This is a genomic window from Roseomonas sp. TS2 (assembly GCF_058833935.1).
The window spans coordinates 1-17958 of sequence record NZ_JCACVY010000086.1 but is presented as its reverse complement, the minus strand read 5'-3'; the positions used below and the strand labels follow the sequence as shown (position 1 = coordinate 17958).

Sequence of the window (17958 nt, the reverse complement as noted above, 5' to 3'; positions counted from 1 at the left end):
GGATCTGCGCCGCGGCCGCACCCGCCCCGAGCGGACGCTGGACCTGCATGGCCGCCGCGCGCAGGAGGCCTATCTGGCGGTGCGGGGCTTCCTGTTCTCCGCCCATGCCCAGGGGCTGCGCTGCGTGGCGGTGGTGACGGGCAAGGGCCCGGCGCCGGATGGCGGCGTGCTGCGGCGGGAGCTGCCGCACTGGCTGAACGCGCCCGACCTGCGGCCGCTGCTGCTCGGCGCGGCGCACCCGGTGCCGAACCAGGGGGTGGTGCACCTGCTGCTGCGCCGCCGCCGCGCCCCCTGAGGCGCCGCGCATGACCCCCTTCGGCGCCCGGCTGCGCGCGCTGCGCGAGGACCGGGGCGTGACGCTGCAGCAGCTCGCCGCCGCGCTGCATGTCTCGGCGGCCTATCTCTCGGCGCTGGAGCACGGGCGGCGCGGCCGGCCCTCGGCGGGGCTGATCCACCAGGTGAACGAGTATTTCGAGCTGATCTGGGACGATGCGGAGGAGATGGTGCGCCTCGCCCGCCTCTCCCACCCGCGCGTGACGCTCGACACCGCCGGCCTCTCGCCGGAGGCGACCGAGCTGGCCAACCTGCTCGCCGCGCGCATCCGCACCCTGCCGCCCGAGACGCTGCGCGCGATGCGGCGGCTGCTGGGCGAGTAGCGCTGCTGGCGCGGGGCGAATAGCGCCGCTGGCGCGGGGCGAATAGCGCCGCTGGCGTGGCGCGCGCGGCGGGCGTAGCGTGCCGCGCATGTCGAACTGGCACGTCGCTTCCGAAACAGGGGTCCTGACGGACGTCCTCGTCTGCCCCCCGGATCATTACCGGTGGATCCCCACCAACAGCATCGCCCGCCGCACCCTGTCGGAGAACCGGCAGGCGCCGGCGCCGGCGCATCTGGCCGCCCAGCACGCCGAGCTGGTGGCGGCGATGCAGGAGGCCGGCGTCACCATCCACCGGCTGACGCCGGAGCCGCACCTGCCCTACATGGCCTATACGCGGGACAGCGTGGTGATGACCCACCGGGGCGCCGTGCTGTGCCAGCTCGAGCGGCCGCAGCGCCGCGGCGAATACGCCGCGCTGATCGACTTCCACGCCGCCCATGGCAGCGCCTTCTGGCGGAAATCCTCCGCCGGCACGCTGGAGGGGGGCGACATCCACATCCTCCGCCCCGGCCTGGCGCTGATCGGCCATTCGGGCGGCCGCACGGACGAGGCGGGGGCGGAGCAGTTCGCCGGCTGGCTGCGCGCCGAGGGCTGGGAGGTGCGCCTCGAGCCGTTCGACGAGCACTTCCTGCATCTCGACGTGCTGTTCTGCATGGCCGCGCCCGGCCTCGCCGTGGCCTGCACCGAGGTGCTGGACGACACGCTGCTCGGCTGGCTGGCCGACCATGGCATCCGCTGCATCCCCGTCTCCTACCGCGAGGTGATGCAGCTCGGCTGCAACGTGCTGGCGCTGGGCGGGGGGCGTGTTATCTCCGCGCGCGGCAACCAGGGGCTGAACGCCGCGCTGCGCGCCGAGGGCCTCACCGTGCTCGACCCCGAATTGTCGCTGTTCACCCTGGGTGGCGGCGGCCCGCATTGCCTGACCTGCCCGCTGGCGCGGGTGGAGGAGACCGCATGACCCCCCTTCTCGACATCACGCCGCTCGACACCACGCCGCTCGACACGGTGCTGGCCGCCGCCCGCGACTTCCTGGGCGAGCGCCTCTCCACCAACGCCTCCATCCGCGAGCAGCATTCGCGCGGCGAGGACGCCAACCCGCCGGTGCTGCCGGACGCGGTGGCCTTCGTGGAGAGCACGGAGGAGGTCTCCCGCCTGCTGGCGCTGTGCCAGGCGCAGGGCGTGCCGGTGACACCCTTCGGCGCCGGCACCAGCCTGGAGGGGCATGTGGTGCCCGTCCGGCGCGGCATCAGCCTCGACCTCAGCCGCATGAACGCGGTGCTGGAGGTGAATGCCGAGGACATGGACTGCCTGGTGGAGCCGGGCGTCACCCGCCACCAGCTGAACGACTTCCTGCGCGACCAGGGGCTGTTCTTCCCCGTCGATCCCGGCAGCCACTGCACGCTGGGCGGCATGGTGGCCACCCGCGCCAGCGGCACCAACGCCGTGCGCTACGGCACCATGCGCGAGGCGGTGATGGGCCTCGAGGTGGTGCTGGCCGATGGCCGCGTCATCACCACCGGCGGCCGCACCCGCAAGGCCGCCAATGGCTACGACCTGACGCGGCTGATGATCGGCTCCGAGGGCACGCTCGGCGTCGTCACCAAGATCCGCCTGCGGCTGCACGGCATCCCGGAGGCGACCACCGCCGCCGTCTGCCAGTTCGACAGCCTGCAGGCGGCGGTCGAGACCGTCATCATGACGATGCAGGCGGGCATCCCGGTGGCGCGCATCGAGCTGGCGGATGCCGAGCAGATGCGCGCCTCCATCGCCTATTCGAAGCTGCCCTACGCGCCGCTGCCGACGCTGTTCCTGGAGTTCCACGGCAGCCCGAACGGCGTGCGCGAGCAGGCCGAGGCGGTGGAGGCGCTGGCCGCCGAGATGGGCGGCAAGGGCTTCGCCTGGGCCGAGGACGCCGAGACGCGCGGCCGGCTGTGGAAGGCCCGGCACGACGCCTGGTGGGCGGCCAACGCCCTCTACCCGGGCTGCCGCGGCATCACCACCGATGTCTGCGTGCCGATCTCCCGCCTGGCCGAGGCCATCACCGGCGCCAAGGCGCTGGCCGAGGCGGCGGGGCAGAACACCTGCATCGTCGGCCATGTCGGCGACGGCAACTACCACGTCGTCATCCTGTTCCCGGCCGACGACCCGGAAGGGCTGGAGAAGGCCTGGGCGCTGGACCGGCAGATCGTGGCGCAGGGGCTGGCGCTGGGCGGCACCTGCTCGGGCGAGCACGGCATCGGCCTCGGCAAGCGGGAGTTCCTGGTGCAGGAGCACGGCGCCGAGGTGCTGGACATCATGCGCGGGCTGAAGGCCACGCTGGACCCGAAGGGGATCCTCAATCCCGGCAAGCTGTTCCTGAACTAGATTTCTTCTTTTTCTGAAGAAAAAGAAGCAAAAAGACTTTGTCAGTTTGGCGGCGCGCCATCAGCCAGCGCGGCGCCAACTGACAAAAGTTTTTTGGTTCTTTTTTCCAAAAAAGAACTTCTTTTTTCCTAACCCGCCTTGGCGTAGCCGGCGCGCAGCTCCATCGCGCGGCGCGTCGGGTTGCGGGGCGCGCGCCGGGCCGGGCGGCCGCGCGCATCCAGGCGCTGCGGCGGACCTTCACGCAGGAAGCGCAGCAGCGCCGCCGCCGCCGCCTCCAGCGCGGCGCGCCCTTCCGGCGCCAGCGTGGCGCTGCCGGCCAGGAAGCGGATCTTCCCCTCCCGCACCACCGGCCGGCCGGGGCCGAACTCGGTCACCTTCATCGCCCGCTCCAGCATGGCGAGGTGGTCCGACTCGCTGAAAGGCACGCTGGTGGTGATGTCCACCGTCCAGCTTTTCAGCCGCGCCCAGAGCGCCCAGCCATGGATGTCGCGGGTTTCGAGCCCTTCGGCGGCGAGCGGCGCGATGGCCGCGCGCAGATGCCCCAGCACCACGGCGCGGCGCTCCTCCCAGAGGCCGCGAATGGCCTCCGTAGGAAAATATTCAGACATTCTCTCAAGCTCCCGGTGGCATGGGCAAGGCCGGAGCGCGCCCGGCGCAACCGAGTCGCAGCCGGCGAACATCTCCATCCGCAGCGGCGTTTCAGGGCCGCGCGACGCTCCGTGCCGCTGGCCACCCGCCATCGGCACAAGCCCAATGTGGGAATTTAAGCCTTCCTTGGCAAGCCCAAATGGTCACTCTTTGTTCTCTTTTTCCGGAGCAGCCGCGCGCCCTTCCCACCCCCGCGCCACCGGCACGGCCGATGTGTAACACCGACGTGACTTGCCAGGGCACAAGCCCTTGGAATGGCATGATGTTCTTCTTACGTTCAGCACTTTCACGGAGTGTTGCCGGCCCATGTCGCTGCCACGCCAGCTGCGCACGCATCAGCGCCGCCTCGCCGGGGTGGTGGCCGCCATCGCCGAGGGGCGCACCCCGGCACGGGACATCCTGGCCGCCGTGACGCCGGGCGGCGGCAAGTCGCTGCTGCCGGTGATCGCGGCGGCGCGGCTGAAGGCGGCGGGGCTGATCGACCGCGTCTGCTGGGTGGTGCCGCGCGACAGCCTGCGCCTGCAGGCCGAGGAGGCCTTCGCCGACCCCGCCTGGCGCGCCGCGCTGGGCCACGGCCTCACGGTGCGGGCGGCGGAGAACGCGCCCGACCCCTGCCGCGGGCTGGATGGCTATGTCACCACCTACCAGGGCATCGCCGCCGCGCCGGCGCTGCACCTGGCCGAGTTCCGCCGCCACCGCACCCTGCTGGTGGTGGACGAGATGCACCACCTGCCCGCCCTGCCCGAGACCGACCCCATGGCGGCGGCGCGGGCGGAGGCGGCGCCGGAGGAGGACCTCGCCGGCGCCTGGTCGCGCGCGCTGCTGCCGCTGCTGGAATGCGCGGCGGTGCGGCTGCTGCTCTCCGGCACGCTGGAGCGGGCGGATGGGCGCGGCATCCTCTGGCTGCCCTACCGCAGCGGCCCGCGCGCCCGCACGCGGGAGGTGGAGCTCGATGCGCCGGGCTGGGCCGTCATCGGCTACAGCCGGGCGCAGGCGCTGGCCGAGCGCGCCGTGCTGCCCGTCACCTTCGGCGCCATGGATGGGGAGGCGCGCTGGCGGGACGAGGACGGCCACAGCCTCGGCCCGCACCGCCTTGCCAACCGCTTCCCGGACGAGACGACGCGCCCCGCCCTGTTCACCGCGCTGCGCACCGGCTTCGCCGAGGCGCTGCTGCACGAGGCCTTCCTGGCCACGCGCGACCTGCGCGCGCGCCGCCGGCAGGCGCGCGGCCTGCCGCCCGGCACCACGGCGCGGGGCCTGGGCAAGCTGCTGGTGGTGGCGCCGGACCAGGCCACGGCGCGGCACTATCTCGGCCTGCTGCGGCGCTGGGTGCCGGCGCGCGAGGCGGAGGAGGCGGTGGCGCTCGCCACCTCCGACAGCGGCGACGCGCAGCAGACGCTGGCCGCCTTCCGGCTGCGGCCGCAGCCCTCCATCCTGGTGACGGTGGCGATGGCGTATGAGGGGCTGGACGCGCCGGAGGTGGCGGTGGTGGCGGCGCTGACGCATATCCGCTCCCGCCCCTGGCTGGAGCAGATGGTGGCGCGCGCCACGCGGGTGGACCCGCAGGCCGGCCCCTACGAGCAGCAGCGCGCGCTGGTCTTCCACCCCGATGACCCGCTCTTCGGCCGCTTCCGCCTGCGCATGGAGACCGAGCAGGGCACGCTGGCGCGCCGGCCGAAGCCGCGCCGCGCCCCGGGCGTGCTGCCGCTCTGGCTGCGCGACCAGCTGCCGCCGCGCGAGGGCATCACCCCGCTCGAATCCAACGCCCTGGCGCTGCGCTTCGACACGCTGGCCCCCGGCCCCGAGCTGGCGCTGAAGCGCCCCGGGCTGGAGGCGGCGGCCGATGCGCCGGAGGCGCCCTCGGTGGCGGAGCGGCGGCTGCGCGCGCGCATCGGCGAGATGGTGGCGGCGCAGGCGGTGGAGGACGAGGCGATGCTGCAGGGCCCACGCTCGGGCCTGGGCGGCCCCGGCCTCTACCACCGCTACAACGCCACGCTGAAGCGGGTGCTGGGCAACCGGAGCCGCGCGCAGATGAGCCTGCTGGAGCTGGAGGCCGCCATCGGCTGGCTGGAGCGCAACCGGCTGGCCGAGCACCAGCACCTGCTGGCCGGCGACCCGCGCTATGCCTGGACCGCCCGCAAGCGCGCCGAGTGGAGCCCCCCGGCCCGGCGCGGCGGCACGGCGCGGGCGGCGGAGGCGCCCCGCCGCCGGCAAGGCGGCTGAGAAGCCGCCTCCGGCAAGGCGGCCGGAAAGCCACGCCGCCGGCAAGGCGGCCGAAAAGCCACGCCACCGGCAAGGCGGCTGAAGCGGCGCAAAATCTAAAGCAAAATTAATGAAATTGCCTCGACCTCGGCTTTTATGGCTAAGGGGCGTCGGGCAGTGCCGGGGAGGCCTGCGTCGCCATCCCAGGCCAGCCCGGAGGCCGCCGCGCGCGGCTCGCTCGCTGGCCGGCGGACCGGCGGCGCGGGGCGATGGCGGGGTCGTTCCGGTGCGTGACAGGACAGCCAATCTGCCCGAAAATAGTCGTGAGCCGGCAGGTTGAAGCCGGTCCAGTCCAAGGAGTCTTCGGCGCAATGATCCGTCGTCAATTGCTGGCCGGCGGGGCCGTCATGGGGGCCTCGGCCCTGGCCGCCCCTGCCATCGCCCAGACCGCTCCCGAAATCCGCTGGCGCCTCGCAAGCTCCTTCCCGCGCTCGCTCGACACCATCTACGGCGCCGGCGAGCACGTCGCCAAGCGCGTCGCCGCGCTGACCGACAACAGGTTCCAGATCCGCGCCTTCCCGGCCGGCGAGCTGGTGCCCGGGCTGCAGGTGGCCGACGCCGTGCAGAACGGCACGGTGGAGTGCGCCCACACCGCCTCCTACTACTTCGTCGGCAAGGACCCGACCTTCGCCTTTGACGGCGCCGTGCCCTTCGGCATGAACATGCGCCAGACCAACGCCTGGCTGCAGCAGGGCGGCGGGCGCGACGTGCTGAAGGAGTTCTTCGCCACCTACAACATGGTCTCCATCCCGGCCGGCAACACGGGCGCGCAGATGGGCGGCTGGTTCCGCAAGGAGATCAAGACCGTCAAGGACCTGGAGGGGCTGAAGTTCCGCGTCGGCGGCTTCGCCGGCAACGTGCTGCAGAAGCTCGGCGTGGTGCCGCAGCAGATCGCCGGCGGCGACATCTACCCGGCGCTGGAGAAGGGCACGATCGACGCCGCCGAGTGGATCGGGCCGTATGACGACGAGAAGCTCGGCTTCAACCGCGTCGCGCCCTTCTACTACTACCCGGGCTGGTGGGAGGGGTGCCTCAACCTCTCCATGTTCATCAACAAGGCGAAGTACGAGGAGCTGCCGCAGCTCTACAAGGAGGCGCTGGAGAGCGCCTGCCGCGACGCCACCATCGAGACGATGGCGAAGTACGACGTGCAGAACCCGCCCGCGCTGCGCCGGCTGATCGCCGGCGGCGCGCAGCTCCGCCCCTTCCCGCGCGACGTGATGCAGGCGAGCTACAAGGCGGCCTTCGAGCTGTATGACGAGACGGCGGCGAAGAACGAGACCTTCAAGAAGGTCTATGCCCACTGGAAGGCCTTCCGCGACGAGCAGTATGGCTGGTTCCGCGTGGCCGAGTACAGCTTCGACCAGTTCGTCTATGCCATGTACGGCCAGGAGGCGCAGGCGCGCCGCTGACCGCGACGCCGGCGCCGCCCCCCGCGGGCGGCGCCGGCCCTCTTCAACTTCCAACCCGGAGGGTTCCGGCGAATGGGTGCCCTGCTTGGCTTCAGTCGGGCGATGGACCGTATCAACACGAGCATGGGCGTCGTCGCCTACTGGCTGGTCCTGCTGGCCGTCGTGACCAGCGCCGGCAATGCCGTGGTGCGCTACGCGTTCAGTTATTCCTCGAACGCCTGGCTGGAGGTGCAGTGGTACTTCTTCGCCGGCATCGTCATGCTCGGCGCGGCGCCGACGCTGCTGCGCAACGAGCATGTGCGGGTGGACCTGGTGTTCGGCAACCTGTCGGAGCGCAAGCGGCTCTGGGTCGACGTGTTCGGCCTGGTGCTGTTCCTGCTGCCCGCCATGGGGCTGATGGCCTGGATGACCTGGCCCTTCTTCCTCGACAGCTTCCAGCGCATGGAGGAATCCTCCAATGCCGGCGGGCTGATCCGCTGGCCGGTGAAGCTGATCCTGCCGGTCGGCTTCGTGCTGATCTGGCTGCAGGGCCTGTCCGAGCTGATCAAGCGGGTGGCGCTGCTGCGCGGCATCCGGCCCGATGCCGAGGTGGTCACCGAATACCACCGCCCCGACCAATAAATCCCACCCGTAGCGCGGAAACCTCACCCCGATGGTAACTCTCGAGATGATGCCGCCGCTGATGTTCGGCGGCCTCGTCATCTTCCTGCTGATCGGCTTCCCGGTGGCCTTCTCGCTGGCCGCGGTCGGGCTGTTCTTCGGCTTCTTCTCGATCGAGCTGGGCTTCTTCACCACGGCCTATCTCGGCAACCTGCCCTTCCGCGTGTTCGGCATCATGTCGAACGAGCTGCTGCTCTCCATCCCCTTCTTCACGCTGATGGGGGCGGTGCTGGAGCGCTGCGGGCTGGCGGAGGACCTGCTGGAGGGCACCGGCCAGCTCTTCGGCAAGATCCCGGGCGGCCTCGCCGTCGCGGTGGTGCTGGTGGGCGCGGTGCTCGGCGCCATCACCGGCACGGTGGCGGCCAGCGTCATCGCCATGGGCATGATCAGCCTGCCGGTGATGCTGCGCTACGGCTACGACATGCGCATCGCCACCGGCGTCATAGCCGCCTCCGGCACCATCGCGCAGCTGATCCCGCCCTCGCTGGTGCTGATCCTGCTGGGCGACCAGCTCGGCAAGAGCGTCGGCGACATGTATGCCGGCGCCATCGGCCCCTCGCTGCTGCAGATCTCGCTGTTCCTGCTGTTCATCGCGGGCGTCGCCATCCTGCAGCCGCACCGCGTGCCGCCGCTGCCGCCCGAGGCGCTGGGGCCGCGCGGCTGGCCGCTCTACTGGCGCGTCATCAAGGGCATGGTGCCCTCGATCGTGCTCATCTTCCTGGTGCTGGGCACCATCTTCCTGGGCCTCGCCACGCCGACCGAGGCGGGCGCCATGGGCGCCTGCGGCGCCATCCTGCTGGCCGCCATCAACCGCCGCCTCACCTGGCCGCTGATGCGCCAGGCGATGGAGAACACCATGCGCCTGACGGCCATGGTCATCTTCATCCTGGTGGGCTCCACCGTGTTCTCCCTGGTGTTCCAGGGCGTCGACGGCGGAATCTGGATCGAGCACATGCTCTCCCACCTGCCGGGCGGGCAGACGGGCTTCCTGATCTTCGTCAACATCTTCGTCTTCTTCCTGGCCTTCTTCCTCGACTTCTTCGAGATCGTCTTCATCGTGGTGCCGCTGCTCGGGCCCGTGGCGGCGAAGCTCGACATCAACCTGGTCTGGTTCGGCGTGCTGCTCTGCGTGAACCTGCAGACCAGCTTCATGCACCCGCCCTTCGGCTTCGCGCTGTTCTACCTGCGCGGCGTGGCGCCCAAGACGGTGCTGACCCGCGACATCTACTGGGGCGCCATCCCCTGGCTGTGCCTGCAGCTGGTGCTGGTGGCCATCGTCATCCTCTGGCCGGAGAGCGTCACCTACTGGCTGGACAAGGGCACCGGCGTCGACCCCGGCAGCGTGGTGATCGACGTGCCGATGCCCGACATGAACGACGAGGTGGCGCCGCTGATCTTCAAGTGAGATTGGCGCCGCGCTGAACGGGGGGAGGCCCGCGCCACACCGGCGCGGGCCTTTTTTCATGCCCCCGGCGCGGCCGGGGGCGCCGCCATGCCGCGCGTGCGCCACAGCGAGTAGAGGATGCCCGCCGCCAGGATGGCGAAGGTGACGCCGAGCGAGAGGGCGGGCGGAACCTTGCCGGTCTCGGGGAAGAGCAGGTCCGCCACGAAGATCTTGCCGCCGATGAACACCAGCAGCACCGAGAGCGCGTATTTCAGGTAGTGGAAGCGGTGCACCATGGCCGAGAGCGCGAAGTAGAGCGCGCGCAGGCCGAGGATGGCGAAGATGTTCGAGGTGTAGACGATGAAGGGGTCGGTGGTGATGGCGAAGATCGCCGGCACCGAATCCACCGCGAAGATGACGTCCGCCACCTCCACCAGCACCAGCGCCAGGAAGAGCGGCGTCATGAACAGGGCCGGGCGGCCGGTGGCCGGGTCCGGCTGGCGGATGAAGAAGCGCTCGCCGTGCAGCCCCTCCGTCACGCGGAAGCGGCGGCGGATGAGGCGGAGCAGCGGGTTGACGGCGATGTCCGGCTTGGCGTCCGCCATCCGCCACATCTTGATGCCGGTGAGGATGAGGAAGCCGGCGAACAGGTAGAGCACCCAGGCGAATTGCTGCACGATGGCGGCGCCGAGGCCGATCATGATGGCGCGCAGCACGATGACGCCGAGGATGCCCCAGAACAGCACGCGGTGCTGGTAGAGGCGGGGCACGGCGAAGTAGCCGAAGATCATGGCGATGACGAAGACATTGTCCATCGCCAGCGTCTTCTCGACGATGAACCCGGTCCAGTAGAGCTGGGCGGCGGTGGCGCCGTCGAGCGCGCCCTCCAGGGGCGGGCGGAGATGGTCGAAGGAATACCAGACCCAGCCGCCGAACAGCAGGCCGAGGCCGATATAGACGGCGGAGAGGATCAGGCTCTCGCGCACGCCGATCTCGCGGCTCTCGCGGTGCAGGACCCCGAGGTCGAGCACCAGCAGGGTGACGACGAGCGCCATGAAGGCGAGCCACATCCAGACGGGCGTGGCCAGGAAGCTGGCTGTGAGGAATTCCAAGGTCGGCTCCGGCATGGTCGGGCCCCTCCGGCGGAGGGGCGGGATCAAGCGATGTGTCCGACATCGCAGGCGCCGCGGGGCGCGCTGCCAGAGGGAACCGGACGCCGGATGACGTGGCCCGGCCCAGGCTCCGTTCAAGACGGCGGCGCGGGCGGCGCGCCGATTTTCCCGCCCCGCCCGTTCCTCCCGCCTTCCCCGCCCCTCAGTCCAGCACGCCGCGGATCAGGGCGATGCGCGTCGTCTCGCCGGTGATGCCGAAATCGTCGTCGTTGACGAGGACCAGGGTGCGGTCCGGCAGGATGGCGATGCCCTCGATCTTGCCGGGCAGCTCGGGGTGGTCGGCGCTGTCCAGCACCAGCCGCTTGGCCAGCGGCACGAGGCCGGTGCCCGAGAGGCCGGTGCCCGAGAAGTCGTTGCCCGGGAGGTCGTTGCGCTGCTCCAGGCTGGGGCGGGTGGCCGCGTCGTCCCAGGCGGTGCCGGCGATGTCGGTGGCACCCCGGTCCAGCCGCACCTCGTAGAGCTTGGTGGTGCGCTCGGTGCGCTCCAGCACCAGCAGCCGCTCGGGCCCGAGCCAGGCCAGCTCGGAGATGCGCGGGTCGCTCTGCCGCTCGGAGGGATCGTTGCGGAAGCTGCGCGGGTCGTCGAGCTGGTAGACCCATTCGCCCGTCACCCGCCCGGCGGCGGGGTCGAAGCGGAGCAGCCGGGTGTTGCGCGCGGCGCGGTAGGCGGCGGCGTCCGGGTTGGCCAGCGGGTTCTGCAGGATGGCGTAGAGGGTGGCGCCGTCCGGCGTGCCGGCCATGCTCTCGATGCCGCGGTTGGACTGGCGCCGGGCCAGGATGGCCGGCAGGCCGGGCTCGATGCGGTAGCCCGCGCCGGCGAACTCGCCCTCCGTGCCGGCGGGGACGACGCGGCGCAGGATGCGGCCATCGGCCGCCACCTCGACCAGCGAGGGGCCGTTCTCCTCGCCCACCCAGAAGCGGCCATCGGGCAGGCGCAGCAGCCCCTCGGCGTCGATGGCGGCGGGGTCGTGCGGCAGGGTGCGGCCGGTGCCGTCCAGCGGCGTCTCGGTGCGGCCGGGCAGCGGGTTGGTCAGGCCGCTGACGGGCCGGCCGTCGGGCCGCTTCAGCGCGATGGCCTCGAAGAGGCGGAAGCGCTTCTCGGCGGGCAGGAGCTGCACGCCGTAGAGGGTGGGGGCGTAGCGCGGCACCGGGTAGAGGCGGCCGCGCCGGTCCTCGGCGCAGATCGCCTCCGGCTTCAGGCCGGTGACCGGCTCGGCATCGGCGCAGGCGATGTTCGGGCCACGGTCGGAGAGGGTGTAGAGGATGTCCGCCGGGTCGCCCGGGCGGTGGTGGGCGGCGCTGCCGATGCCCACCGAGAGCTCCAGCGCCCGGCCACCCGGGAAGGTGTGGCGGCCGAGGCGCAGCGCCGGGTCGTCGCTCTCCAGCATGGTGATCTCGGGCGCCGCGAGGGCGGGGGCGGCGAGGACGGGAAGCAGCAGGCCGCAGGTGAGCAGAAGGCGTCGCATGGTGGGAATCCGCGCATGGAGGATGCGCGGACCCTAGCGGCCGCCTCAGGCGCTGCCGCGTGACCCTTCCATGACAGCCGCGTCCTCCGCATGGCCGGCGGCCCAGGCGGCGCGGCGCATCCGGTCCTCGCCCGCCACCGCCAGCCCCAGCAGCGGGCCGAACTTGAAGCCATGGCCGGAGAAGCCGCTCATCACCAGCGCCCGCGGCCCGATCGGCTCCAGCAGGAAGCGTTCCTCTGGCTCCACGTCGTAGTAGCAGGCGCGGGCGCCGAGCACGCGGTAGCCCGCCGCGCCGCGCAGCCGGGGGCGGGCCAGGGCGAGGATGGCCTCCGCCTCGGCCGGGCTGGCCTCGCGCGGGTCGTCGGCGTCGCCCTGGCGGGAGAAGCGGTGGTCGCCGATCTTCAGCGCCGTGCCCGCCACCGGCGGCACGGCGTAGAAGCCGCCCCGCTCGGAGAGGTCGAGCAGCATCGGCGCGGCGGCCCAGGCGGCGCGGTGCTCCGGCGGCGGCTCCAGATAGACGACGATCTGCCGCGAGGGCGTGACGCGCGCGGCGAGGCCGGGCAGGAAGCGCGGCGCCCAGGGGCCGGCGGCCACCACCAGCAGGTCTCCGCCCAGGGTGGTGCCGTCCTCCAGCGCCAGGGTGGCGCGTTCCGGGTCGGCCGAACGCGCGCGGGCGCGGCGGAAGGCGACGCCGCGCGCCGCCAGATGCGCCGCCAGCGCCGCCACGATGCGCCGCGCCAGCAGCACGCCGCCCGGCGCCATGTGGAAAGCCTCCCCCACCCCCGCCGCGGAGAGCATGGGGAAGCGCCGCTCCAGCGCGGCGGGGTCGAGATCGGTGAAGGCATGGCCGTCGGCGGCCAGGGCGGCGCGGCTCTCGGCCAGCCAGCCGGGGCCGGGTTCGCCGCCGCCTTCCCCGCCCAGGGCCAATACGCCGGTCGGCACGTGCAGCGTCTCGCCGAGATCGGCCCAGAGCCGGTCCCAGGCGGCGTAGGCGGCGTCCACCATCCGCATGTAGCCGCGCTCGGCGCCATAGGCGTGGCGGATCAGGCGGTGGTCGTCGACGCTGGCGCCGCGCGGGTTGGGGCAGTCATCCTGCTCCACCACGGTGACGGACCAGCCCGCCCGGGACAGGCCCCAGGCGGCGGAGAGGCCCATGATCCCGGCCCCGAGGACAAGCGCGTTCGGCATGGCGCGCAGCATGACGCGGCGGGGCGGAAAGGCAACGGCCTGGCGGCCCGCCTCTCAGGCCGGCGCCACCGAGAGGGTGATCAGCCCCTCCAGCGCCTCGCCGGGCGCCAGCACGCGCATGGCGCCGTGCGGGGCCAGGAAGGGGCGGTTGATGACATCCGGCACATGGCTCACCGGCTCCAGGCAGAGCACCGGATGGTCGGCGGGCGCGTAGAATTGCAGGTTGCGCGCCCAGTCGCCGCTGGCGCGCAGCGTCAGCGCCATGTCCGGGCGGCGCAGCTCGGCCAGCCCGTCCCAGCCGGCGAAATGCGCGTCGGTGCCGAGCCAGTCCAGCTCGCCGCCCTCCAGCCCGGCGCTGTCCTGCGCGGCGACGGGCAGCTTGCGCGCATCGCGCAGGAAGGTGGCGCGCGCGGCGAAGCGGAGGGTGCAGCCGGGCGGCCGCGCGAACCAGGGGTGCCAGCCGAAGCCCATCGGGCAGGGCGCGGTGCCGGCGTTGCGCACCGTCATGGCCAGGCGCAGCCCTTCCGGCCCCAGCGCCACGCGCAGCCGGGCGTGGTAGTGGAACGGCCCGCGGGCAAGGGACTGGGTCAGCACCGCCACCGCCGCGCCCTGCTCCTCCACCTGCCAGGGCGCGAGGCGCGAGAGGCCGTGCAGCGCGTTGCCCTCCTGCGGATGGGTCAGCGGAAAGACGTGGGTGGCGCCGGCCCAGGGGAAGCGGCCGCCATCGAGGCGGTTGGTCCAGGGCAGCATCCAGAAGGCGCCGGCCGGGGTGGAATTGGGGTCGCGGCCGGCGAGCGGCGCCAGGATGGGGCGCCCTTCATGCTCCAGCGCGACGAAGGCGGCGCCCTCCTCCGGGCTCAGCTCGGCCCGCCAGGGACCGGATTCGAGGCGCATGGAAGCTTCCTTGGCGGTGCGGCGGGGGAAGGATAGGCCTCCCCCGCCCCGCGCGCCAGACCGGGGCGGGGCCGGTCAGTCCAGGGCGAAGGTCTCGCGCGGGCTGGGCCCGGCGCGGCTGTAGTCGCTGGCGCAGTAGGCGCCGCCCTGGTAGCGCTCGGTCACCGGGTTGTCGGAGACCTTGCCGCCCACCTGCTCGCGGAACGCCTCGGCGCTGTCCTGCGGCTGCCAGCCGATGCGGTCGCGGTGGTCGGCGCCCCAGTAGGTGGCGGGGTTGTCGCTGGCGCCCCAGATCACGGCATGGCCGACCTTCGGCGCCGCGATGAAGTCGGCGCAGAGCCGCGCCAGGTCGGCGAAGGAGAGCCAGGTGGAGAGCATCCGGGCATCCACCGGCTCGGGGAAGCAGGAGCCGATGCGGACGTTGAGGTTCTCCACCCCGTGCTTGTCCCAGTAGAGCCGGCCCATCAGCTCGCCATAGGCCTTGGAGAGGCCGTAGAAGCTGTCGGGGCGGAAGGCGCAGTCGGCATCCAGCTTCGCGGCGTTGCCCGAGGGGCGCTCATGGAAGCCGATGCTGTGGTTGGAGCTGGCGAACAGCACCCGCGCCCCCTCGCGCCGCGCCGCCTCGTAGACGTGGTAGAGGCCGCGGATGTTGGGGTCCAGCACCTCCTCGAAGGGCCGGTCGATCGAGATGCCGCCGAAATGCAGGATCGCCTGGCAGCCCTCGGCGATGCGCATCATCGCCAGCCCGTCGCCGAGATCCACGGTGGTGAACCTGGCCCCTTCCGGCAGGGGGTCGGGGAAGGGCTTGATGTCGGTCAGCACCAGGCTGTGGCCGCGCGCCGACAGCTCGGCCGCCAGCATGCGGCCGAGATTGCCGGAGGCGCCGGTCAGCAGGACGGGCTTTTGCGAAGCGGTCATCGGGTTGCGGTCCTCAGGAATTCAACGGCCGCGCGTCACTGGCCGTAGCCGAGCAGCAGGCGCGGCAGGGTGAGGGAAACAGCGGGCCAGTAGGTGGTCAAGGCCAGCGCCACCAGGATGGCGCCATAGAACGGCCAGATGCCCTTCATTGTCTGCTCGATGCGGATCTTGCCGATGGCGCAGCCGACGAACAGCACCGCGCCGACCGGCGGCGTGGTGAGGCCGAGGCCGAGATTCATCATCACCACCATGCCGAACTGCACCGGGTCCATGCCCAGCGCCTGCACCACGGGCAGGAAGATGGGCGTGGTGATCAGGATCAGCGCCGCCATGTCCATGACGCAGCCGAGCAGCAGCAGCGCCACGTTGATCAGCAGCAGGATGACGATGGGGTTGTCGCTGATCGCCAGCATCCCGCGCGTCAGCATGTCGGCGAAGCCGTAGAGGGCGAGCAGGTAGGCGAAGGCCGTGGCGGTGCCCACCAGCAGCAGCACCACGGCGGTGGTGCGCACCGAGGCGGCGAGGGCGATCTTGAAGGTTTCCCAGGTCAGGCCGCGATAGACGATCAGCGTGGCCAGCACCGCCCAGATGGCGCCGAAGGCGGCCGATTCGGTGACGGTGAACACGCCGCCCAGCACGCCGCCCAGGATGATGACGCCGGTCATCAGCCCCGGCAGGGCGTCGAGGAAGGTCATCAGCAGGTGGCGGAAGCCCTGCCACTGCTCGGCCGGGTAGCCGCGCCGCACCGCCAGCACATAGGCGGCAACCGCGAGGCAGGCGCACATGATGACGCCCGGCACGATGCCGGCGAAGAACAGCGCCGAGACCGAGATGCCGCCCCCCGCCGCCAGGCTGTAGAGGATCATGTTGTGGCTGGGCGGGATCATGATGCCGGCGATCGAGGCCGTGACCGTCACGTTCACCGCGTAGTCGGTGTCGTAGCCCTTCTGCTTCATCGCCGGGATCAGCACGGTGCCGAGCGCCGAGGCGTCGGCCACCGCCGAGCCGGAGATGCCGCCGAACAGCATGGAGGCGGCGACGTTCACCAGGCCGAGCCCGCCGCGCATCCAGCCCACCAGCCCGGCCGCCACAGCGATCAGCCGCCGGGCGATGCCGCCATGCATCATGATCTCGCCGGCGAAGATGAAGAACGGGATAGCGAGCAGGGAGAACATGCTCATCCCCGACGTCATCTGCTGGAACACCACGGCGGGGCTGATGCCCTCCCACAGGAAGCCGGCCAGCGCGGCGAGGCCCAGCGTGAAGGCCACCGGCACCCCCATGACGATGCCGGCGAAGAAGACGAGGAAGAGAAGGATCAGGCCGATTTCCACGCGGGGCTACTCCAGCGGCAGGGCGGCGTGCCGCTCGGTATGGCGGTGCCGCAGCGCGAGCAGGACCTGCTCGACTGAGAACAGGGTGATGAGCGCGCCGCAGAGGGTCAGCGGCAGGTAGGTCCAGATCTGGCTGATGCCGAGCAGCGGGATGCGGATGCCCTGGCTGGTCGCCACCAGCTCCCAGGACCACCAGGCCATGGCGAGGCCGAACAGGCCGACGACAACGTCGGAGGCCAGCTCCGCCGCCCAGCGTGCCGGCGCCGGCAGCGCGTCGCGGAAGCCAAGGACGGAGAGGTGGAAGCGCTCGCGCACCCCCACGGCGGCGACCGGCAGCACGATGCCAAGGACGATGAGGACGGCGGCCCGCTCCACCCAGGTGGGCGTGTCGTTCAGCACGTAGCGGCCGAACACCATCCAGCCGGTGATGGCCACCAGCAGCACCATGGCGGCGGAGGCCAGGACGATGACGATGCGGGCGAGAATATCGAGCAGGCGCGAGAAGGCTGCCATCGCGGCGGGGCTCCCTGCATGGCGCGGATGGAAAAAGGGCGCGGCACCCGGTGGGATGCCGCGCCCCGGCCTGTCAGGGCGTCTCGCGGATGCGGCGGACCAGGTCAGCCATGCGCGGGTCGGTCGCGTACTTCTTGTAGACCGGCTCCATCAGCTGCTGCCACGGGCCGCGGTCGGTGATGTCGGTCACCTGCGCGCCGCCGGCGATCACCTTCTCCCGGCTCACCCGCTCGCGCTCCGCCCAGAGCTGGCGCTGGTACTGCGCCGATTCGCGGGCGGCGGCGCGGAGCATGTCCTTGTCGGCCTGGTTCAGCCGGCGCCAGCGCAGGGAGGAGACCGCCAGCACCTCCGGCACGTTGGAGTGCTCGGTGGTGGCGAAGTACTTGGCCACCTCGAAGTGGCGGGTGCTCTCGTAGGAGGGCCAGTTGTTCTCGGCGCCGTCGATGACGCCGGACTGCAGCGAGGTGTACACCTCGCCGAAGGGCAGCGGCGTCGCGTTGGCGCCCAGCGCCTTGATGATGTCGATCCACAGATCCGAGGTCTGCACGCGGATCTTCATGCCGCGCAGGTCGGCCGGCACCTTCACCGGGCGGATGGTGTACATGCTGCGCGCGCCGGCGTCGTACCAGGCCAGCGGCACGATGCCGGCATTGGCGAGGTCCTCGGCCACCGTGTCGCCGATCGGGCCGTCCACCACCGTGTGCTGGTGCGCCACGGAGCGGAACAGGAAGGGCAGCGTCAGCACCTGGGTGCTGGGGACGATGTTGTTCAGCCCGCTCATGTTGAACTCGGCGAAGTCGATCGAGCCCAGCCGCATCTGCTGGATCGCCTCGTCCTGCTGGCCGAGCTGCGCCGAATGGAAGGTCTTCATCCGGATGCGGTTGTTGCTGCGCTGGGCCACCAGCTCGGTGAAGCGGTCCATGCCCTTGGAGACGGGGTAGTCCGGCGGGTGGATGTTCCAGCCGCGCCATTCCTGCGCCTGGCTGGGCGTGGAGGTCCAGCCCAGCAGCGCCACCGCGGCCGCGGCCGCCCAATTCATCAGACGTCGGGTCATCATACTTCCCCCCGCATGTTTTCGTTGGGGAAAG

The 17958-nt window shown here is 71.6% G+C and carries 17 protein-coding genes; 8 read left to right on the top strand and 9 right to left on the bottom strand.

Annotation, left to right across the window (positions count from 1 at the left end):
• The 4 genes from ACZJYS_RS14370 to ACZJYS_RS14355 form a co-directional block, all read left to right on the top strand.
• Nucleotides 1–295: Smr/MutS family protein (locus ACZJYS_RS14370; protein WP_493179165.1), on the top strand; the 295-nt coding region annotated here is incomplete at its 5' end.
• 10 nt (nucleotides 296–305) lie between these two features.
• On the top strand, nucleotides 306–656 hold the full coding sequence (locus ACZJYS_RS14365; RefSeq protein WP_109518797.1) for a helix-turn-helix domain-containing protein: 351 nt from the start codon (nucleotides 306–308) through the stop codon (nucleotides 654–656).
• Between the two features lie 88 nt (nucleotides 657–744).
• The gene (locus ACZJYS_RS14360; RefSeq protein WP_379650996.1) at nucleotides 745–1614 is read left to right on the top strand and encodes a dimethylarginine dimethylaminohydrolase family protein; all 870 of its coding nucleotides are present in this window, start codon (nucleotides 745–747) and stop codon (nucleotides 1612–1614) included.
• Nucleotides 1611–3020, top strand: coding sequence for an FAD-binding oxidoreductase (locus ACZJYS_RS14355; protein WP_493179161.1), 1410 nt, complete (start codon nucleotides 1611–1613; stop codon nucleotides 3018–3020). The genes ACZJYS_RS14360 and ACZJYS_RS14355 overlap by 4 nt, the downstream gene beginning before the upstream one ends.
• A 128-nt stretch (nucleotides 3021–3148) precedes the next feature.
• On the opposite strand, the gene ACZJYS_RS14350 is transcribed toward ACZJYS_RS14355, so the two are convergent.
• Nucleotides 3149–3628 (bottom strand): hypothetical protein, encoded by a 480-nt coding sequence (locus tag ACZJYS_RS14350; RefSeq protein ID WP_493179159.1) that lies wholly within the window; start codon nucleotides 3626–3628, stop codon nucleotides 3149–3151.
• A gap of 346 nt (nucleotides 3629–3974) precedes the next feature.
• Between ACZJYS_RS14350 and ACZJYS_RS14345 the strand changes: the two genes are divergently transcribed.
• From ACZJYS_RS14345 to ACZJYS_RS14330, 4 genes are all read left to right on the top strand, one after another.
• Nucleotides 3975–5891: a DEAD/DEAH box helicase gene (locus tag ACZJYS_RS14345; protein ID WP_493179157.1), complete on the top strand. Its 1917-nt coding sequence runs from the start codon at nucleotides 3975–3977 to the stop codon at nucleotides 5889–5891.
• Nucleotides 5892–6241: 350 nt separating this feature from the next.
• Complete coding sequence (locus ACZJYS_RS14340) at nucleotides 6242–7342, top strand: TRAP transporter substrate-binding protein (protein WP_109518802.1); 1101 nt, start codon at nucleotides 6242–6244, stop codon at nucleotides 7340–7342.
• A gap of 72 nt (nucleotides 7343–7414) precedes the next feature.
• Nucleotides 7415–7963, top strand: coding sequence for a TRAP transporter small permease subunit (locus ACZJYS_RS14335; protein WP_109518803.1), 549 nt, complete (start codon nucleotides 7415–7417; stop codon nucleotides 7961–7963).
• A gap of 31 nt (nucleotides 7964–7994) precedes the next feature.
• Complete coding sequence (locus ACZJYS_RS14330; RefSeq protein WP_493179155.1) at nucleotides 7995–9407, top strand: TRAP transporter large permease; 1413 nt, start codon at nucleotides 7995–7997, stop codon at nucleotides 9405–9407.
• Nucleotides 9408–9463: 56 nt separating this feature from the next.
• On the opposite strand, the gene ACZJYS_RS14325 is transcribed toward ACZJYS_RS14330, so the two are convergent.
• From ACZJYS_RS14325 to ACZJYS_RS14290, 8 genes are all read right to left on the bottom strand, one after another.
• Nucleotides 9464–10513: a TerC family protein gene (locus ACZJYS_RS14325; protein ID WP_493179152.1), complete on the bottom strand. Its 1050-nt coding sequence runs from the start codon at nucleotides 10511–10513 to the stop codon at nucleotides 9464–9466.
• A 187-nt stretch (nucleotides 10514–10700) separates the two neighbouring features.
• On the bottom strand, nucleotides 10701–12023 hold the full coding sequence (locus ACZJYS_RS14320; protein WP_493179150.1) for an esterase-like activity of phytase family protein: 1323 nt from the start codon (nucleotides 12021–12023) through the stop codon (nucleotides 10701–10703).
• A gap of 45 nt (nucleotides 12024–12068) precedes the next feature.
• The gene (locus ACZJYS_RS14315) at nucleotides 12069–13211 is read right to left on the bottom strand and encodes an FAD-dependent oxidoreductase (RefSeq protein ID WP_493179148.1); all 1143 of its coding nucleotides are present in this window, start codon (nucleotides 13209–13211) and stop codon (nucleotides 12069–12071) included.
• Between the two features lie 54 nt (nucleotides 13212–13265).
• Entirely contained in the window at nucleotides 13266–14105 is an 840-nt protein-coding gene (locus ACZJYS_RS14310) for an aldose epimerase family protein (protein WP_493179146.1), read from the bottom strand.
• A gap of 75 nt (nucleotides 14106–14180) precedes the next feature.
• Entirely contained in the window at nucleotides 14181–15023 is an 843-nt protein-coding gene (locus ACZJYS_RS14305; protein ID WP_493179143.1) for an NAD-dependent epimerase/dehydratase family protein, read from the bottom strand.
• A 35-nt stretch (nucleotides 15024–15058) separates the two neighbouring features.
• Complete coding sequence (locus ACZJYS_RS14300) at nucleotides 15059–16357, bottom strand: TRAP transporter large permease (RefSeq protein ID WP_379651009.1); 1299 nt, start codon at nucleotides 16355–16357, stop codon at nucleotides 15059–15061.
• Between the two features lie 6 nt (nucleotides 16358–16363).
• A complete protein-coding gene (locus ACZJYS_RS14295) occupies nucleotides 16364–16870 on the bottom strand; it encodes a TRAP transporter small permease (protein WP_379631574.1) in 507 nt (168 codons plus the stop codon).
• A 73-nt stretch (nucleotides 16871–16943) separates the two neighbouring features.
• Nucleotides 16944–17924, bottom strand: coding sequence for a TRAP transporter substrate-binding protein (locus ACZJYS_RS14290; protein ID WP_245906629.1), 981 nt, complete (start codon nucleotides 17922–17924; stop codon nucleotides 16944–16946).
• Between the last annotated feature and the right edge of the window lie 34 nt (nucleotides 17925–17958).

What these genes read in the sequence shown, in the direction of transcription:
- ACZJYS_RS14325 (WP_493179152.1), bottom strand. Translation starts at nt 10,513, where the DNA reads ATGCCGGAGCCGACCTTGGAATTCCTCACAGCCAGCTTCCTGGCCACG.
- ACZJYS_RS14290 (WP_245906629.1), bottom strand. Translation starts at nt 17,924, where the DNA reads ATGACCCGACGTCTGATGAATTGGGCGGCCGCGGCCGCGGTGGCGCTG.
- ACZJYS_RS14340 (WP_109518802.1), top strand. Translation starts at nt 6,242, where the DNA reads ATGATCCGTCGTCAATTGCTGGCCGGCGGGGCCGTCATGGGGGCCTCG.
- ACZJYS_RS14315 (WP_493179148.1), bottom strand. Translation starts at nt 13,211, where the DNA reads ATGCCGAACGCGCTTGTCCTCGGGGCCGGGATCATGGGCCTCTCCGCC.
- ACZJYS_RS14320 (WP_493179150.1), bottom strand. Translation starts at nt 12,023, where the DNA reads ATGCGACGCCTTCTGCTCACCTGCGGCCTGCTGCTTCCCGTCCTCGCC.
- ACZJYS_RS14330 (WP_493179155.1), top strand. Translation starts at nt 7,995, where the DNA reads ATGGTAACTCTCGAGATGATGCCGCCGCTGATGTTCGGCGGCCTCGTC.
- ACZJYS_RS14365 (WP_109518797.1), top strand. Translation starts at nt 306, where the DNA reads ATGACCCCCTTCGGCGCCCGGCTGCGCGCGCTGCGCGAGGACCGGGGC.
- ACZJYS_RS14295 (WP_379631574.1), bottom strand. Translation starts at nt 16,870, where the DNA reads ATGGCAGCCTTCTCGCGCCTGCTCGATATTCTCGCCCGCATCGTCATC.
- ACZJYS_RS14350 (WP_493179159.1), bottom strand. Translation starts at nt 3,628, where the DNA reads ATGTCTGAATATTTTCCTACGGAGGCCATTCGCGGCCTCTGGGAGGAG.
- ACZJYS_RS14310 (WP_493179146.1), bottom strand. Translation starts at nt 14,105, where the DNA reads ATGCGCCTCGAATCCGGTCCCTGGCGGGCCGAGCTGAGCCCGGAGGAG.
- ACZJYS_RS14305 (WP_493179143.1), bottom strand. Translation starts at nt 15,023, where the DNA reads ATGACCGCTTCGCAAAAGCCCGTCCTGCTGACCGGCGCCTCCGGCAAT.
- ACZJYS_RS14345 (WP_493179157.1), top strand. Translation starts at nt 3,975, where the DNA reads ATGTCGCTGCCACGCCAGCTGCGCACGCATCAGCGCCGCCTCGCCGGG.
- ACZJYS_RS14355 (WP_493179161.1), top strand. Translation starts at nt 1,611, where the DNA reads ATGACCCCCCTTCTCGACATCACGCCGCTCGACACCACGCCGCTCGAC.
- ACZJYS_RS14335 (WP_109518803.1), top strand. Translation starts at nt 7,415, where the DNA reads ATGGGTGCCCTGCTTGGCTTCAGTCGGGCGATGGACCGTATCAACACG.
- ACZJYS_RS14360 (WP_379650996.1), top strand. Translation starts at nt 745, where the DNA reads ATGTCGAACTGGCACGTCGCTTCCGAAACAGGGGTCCTGACGGACGTC.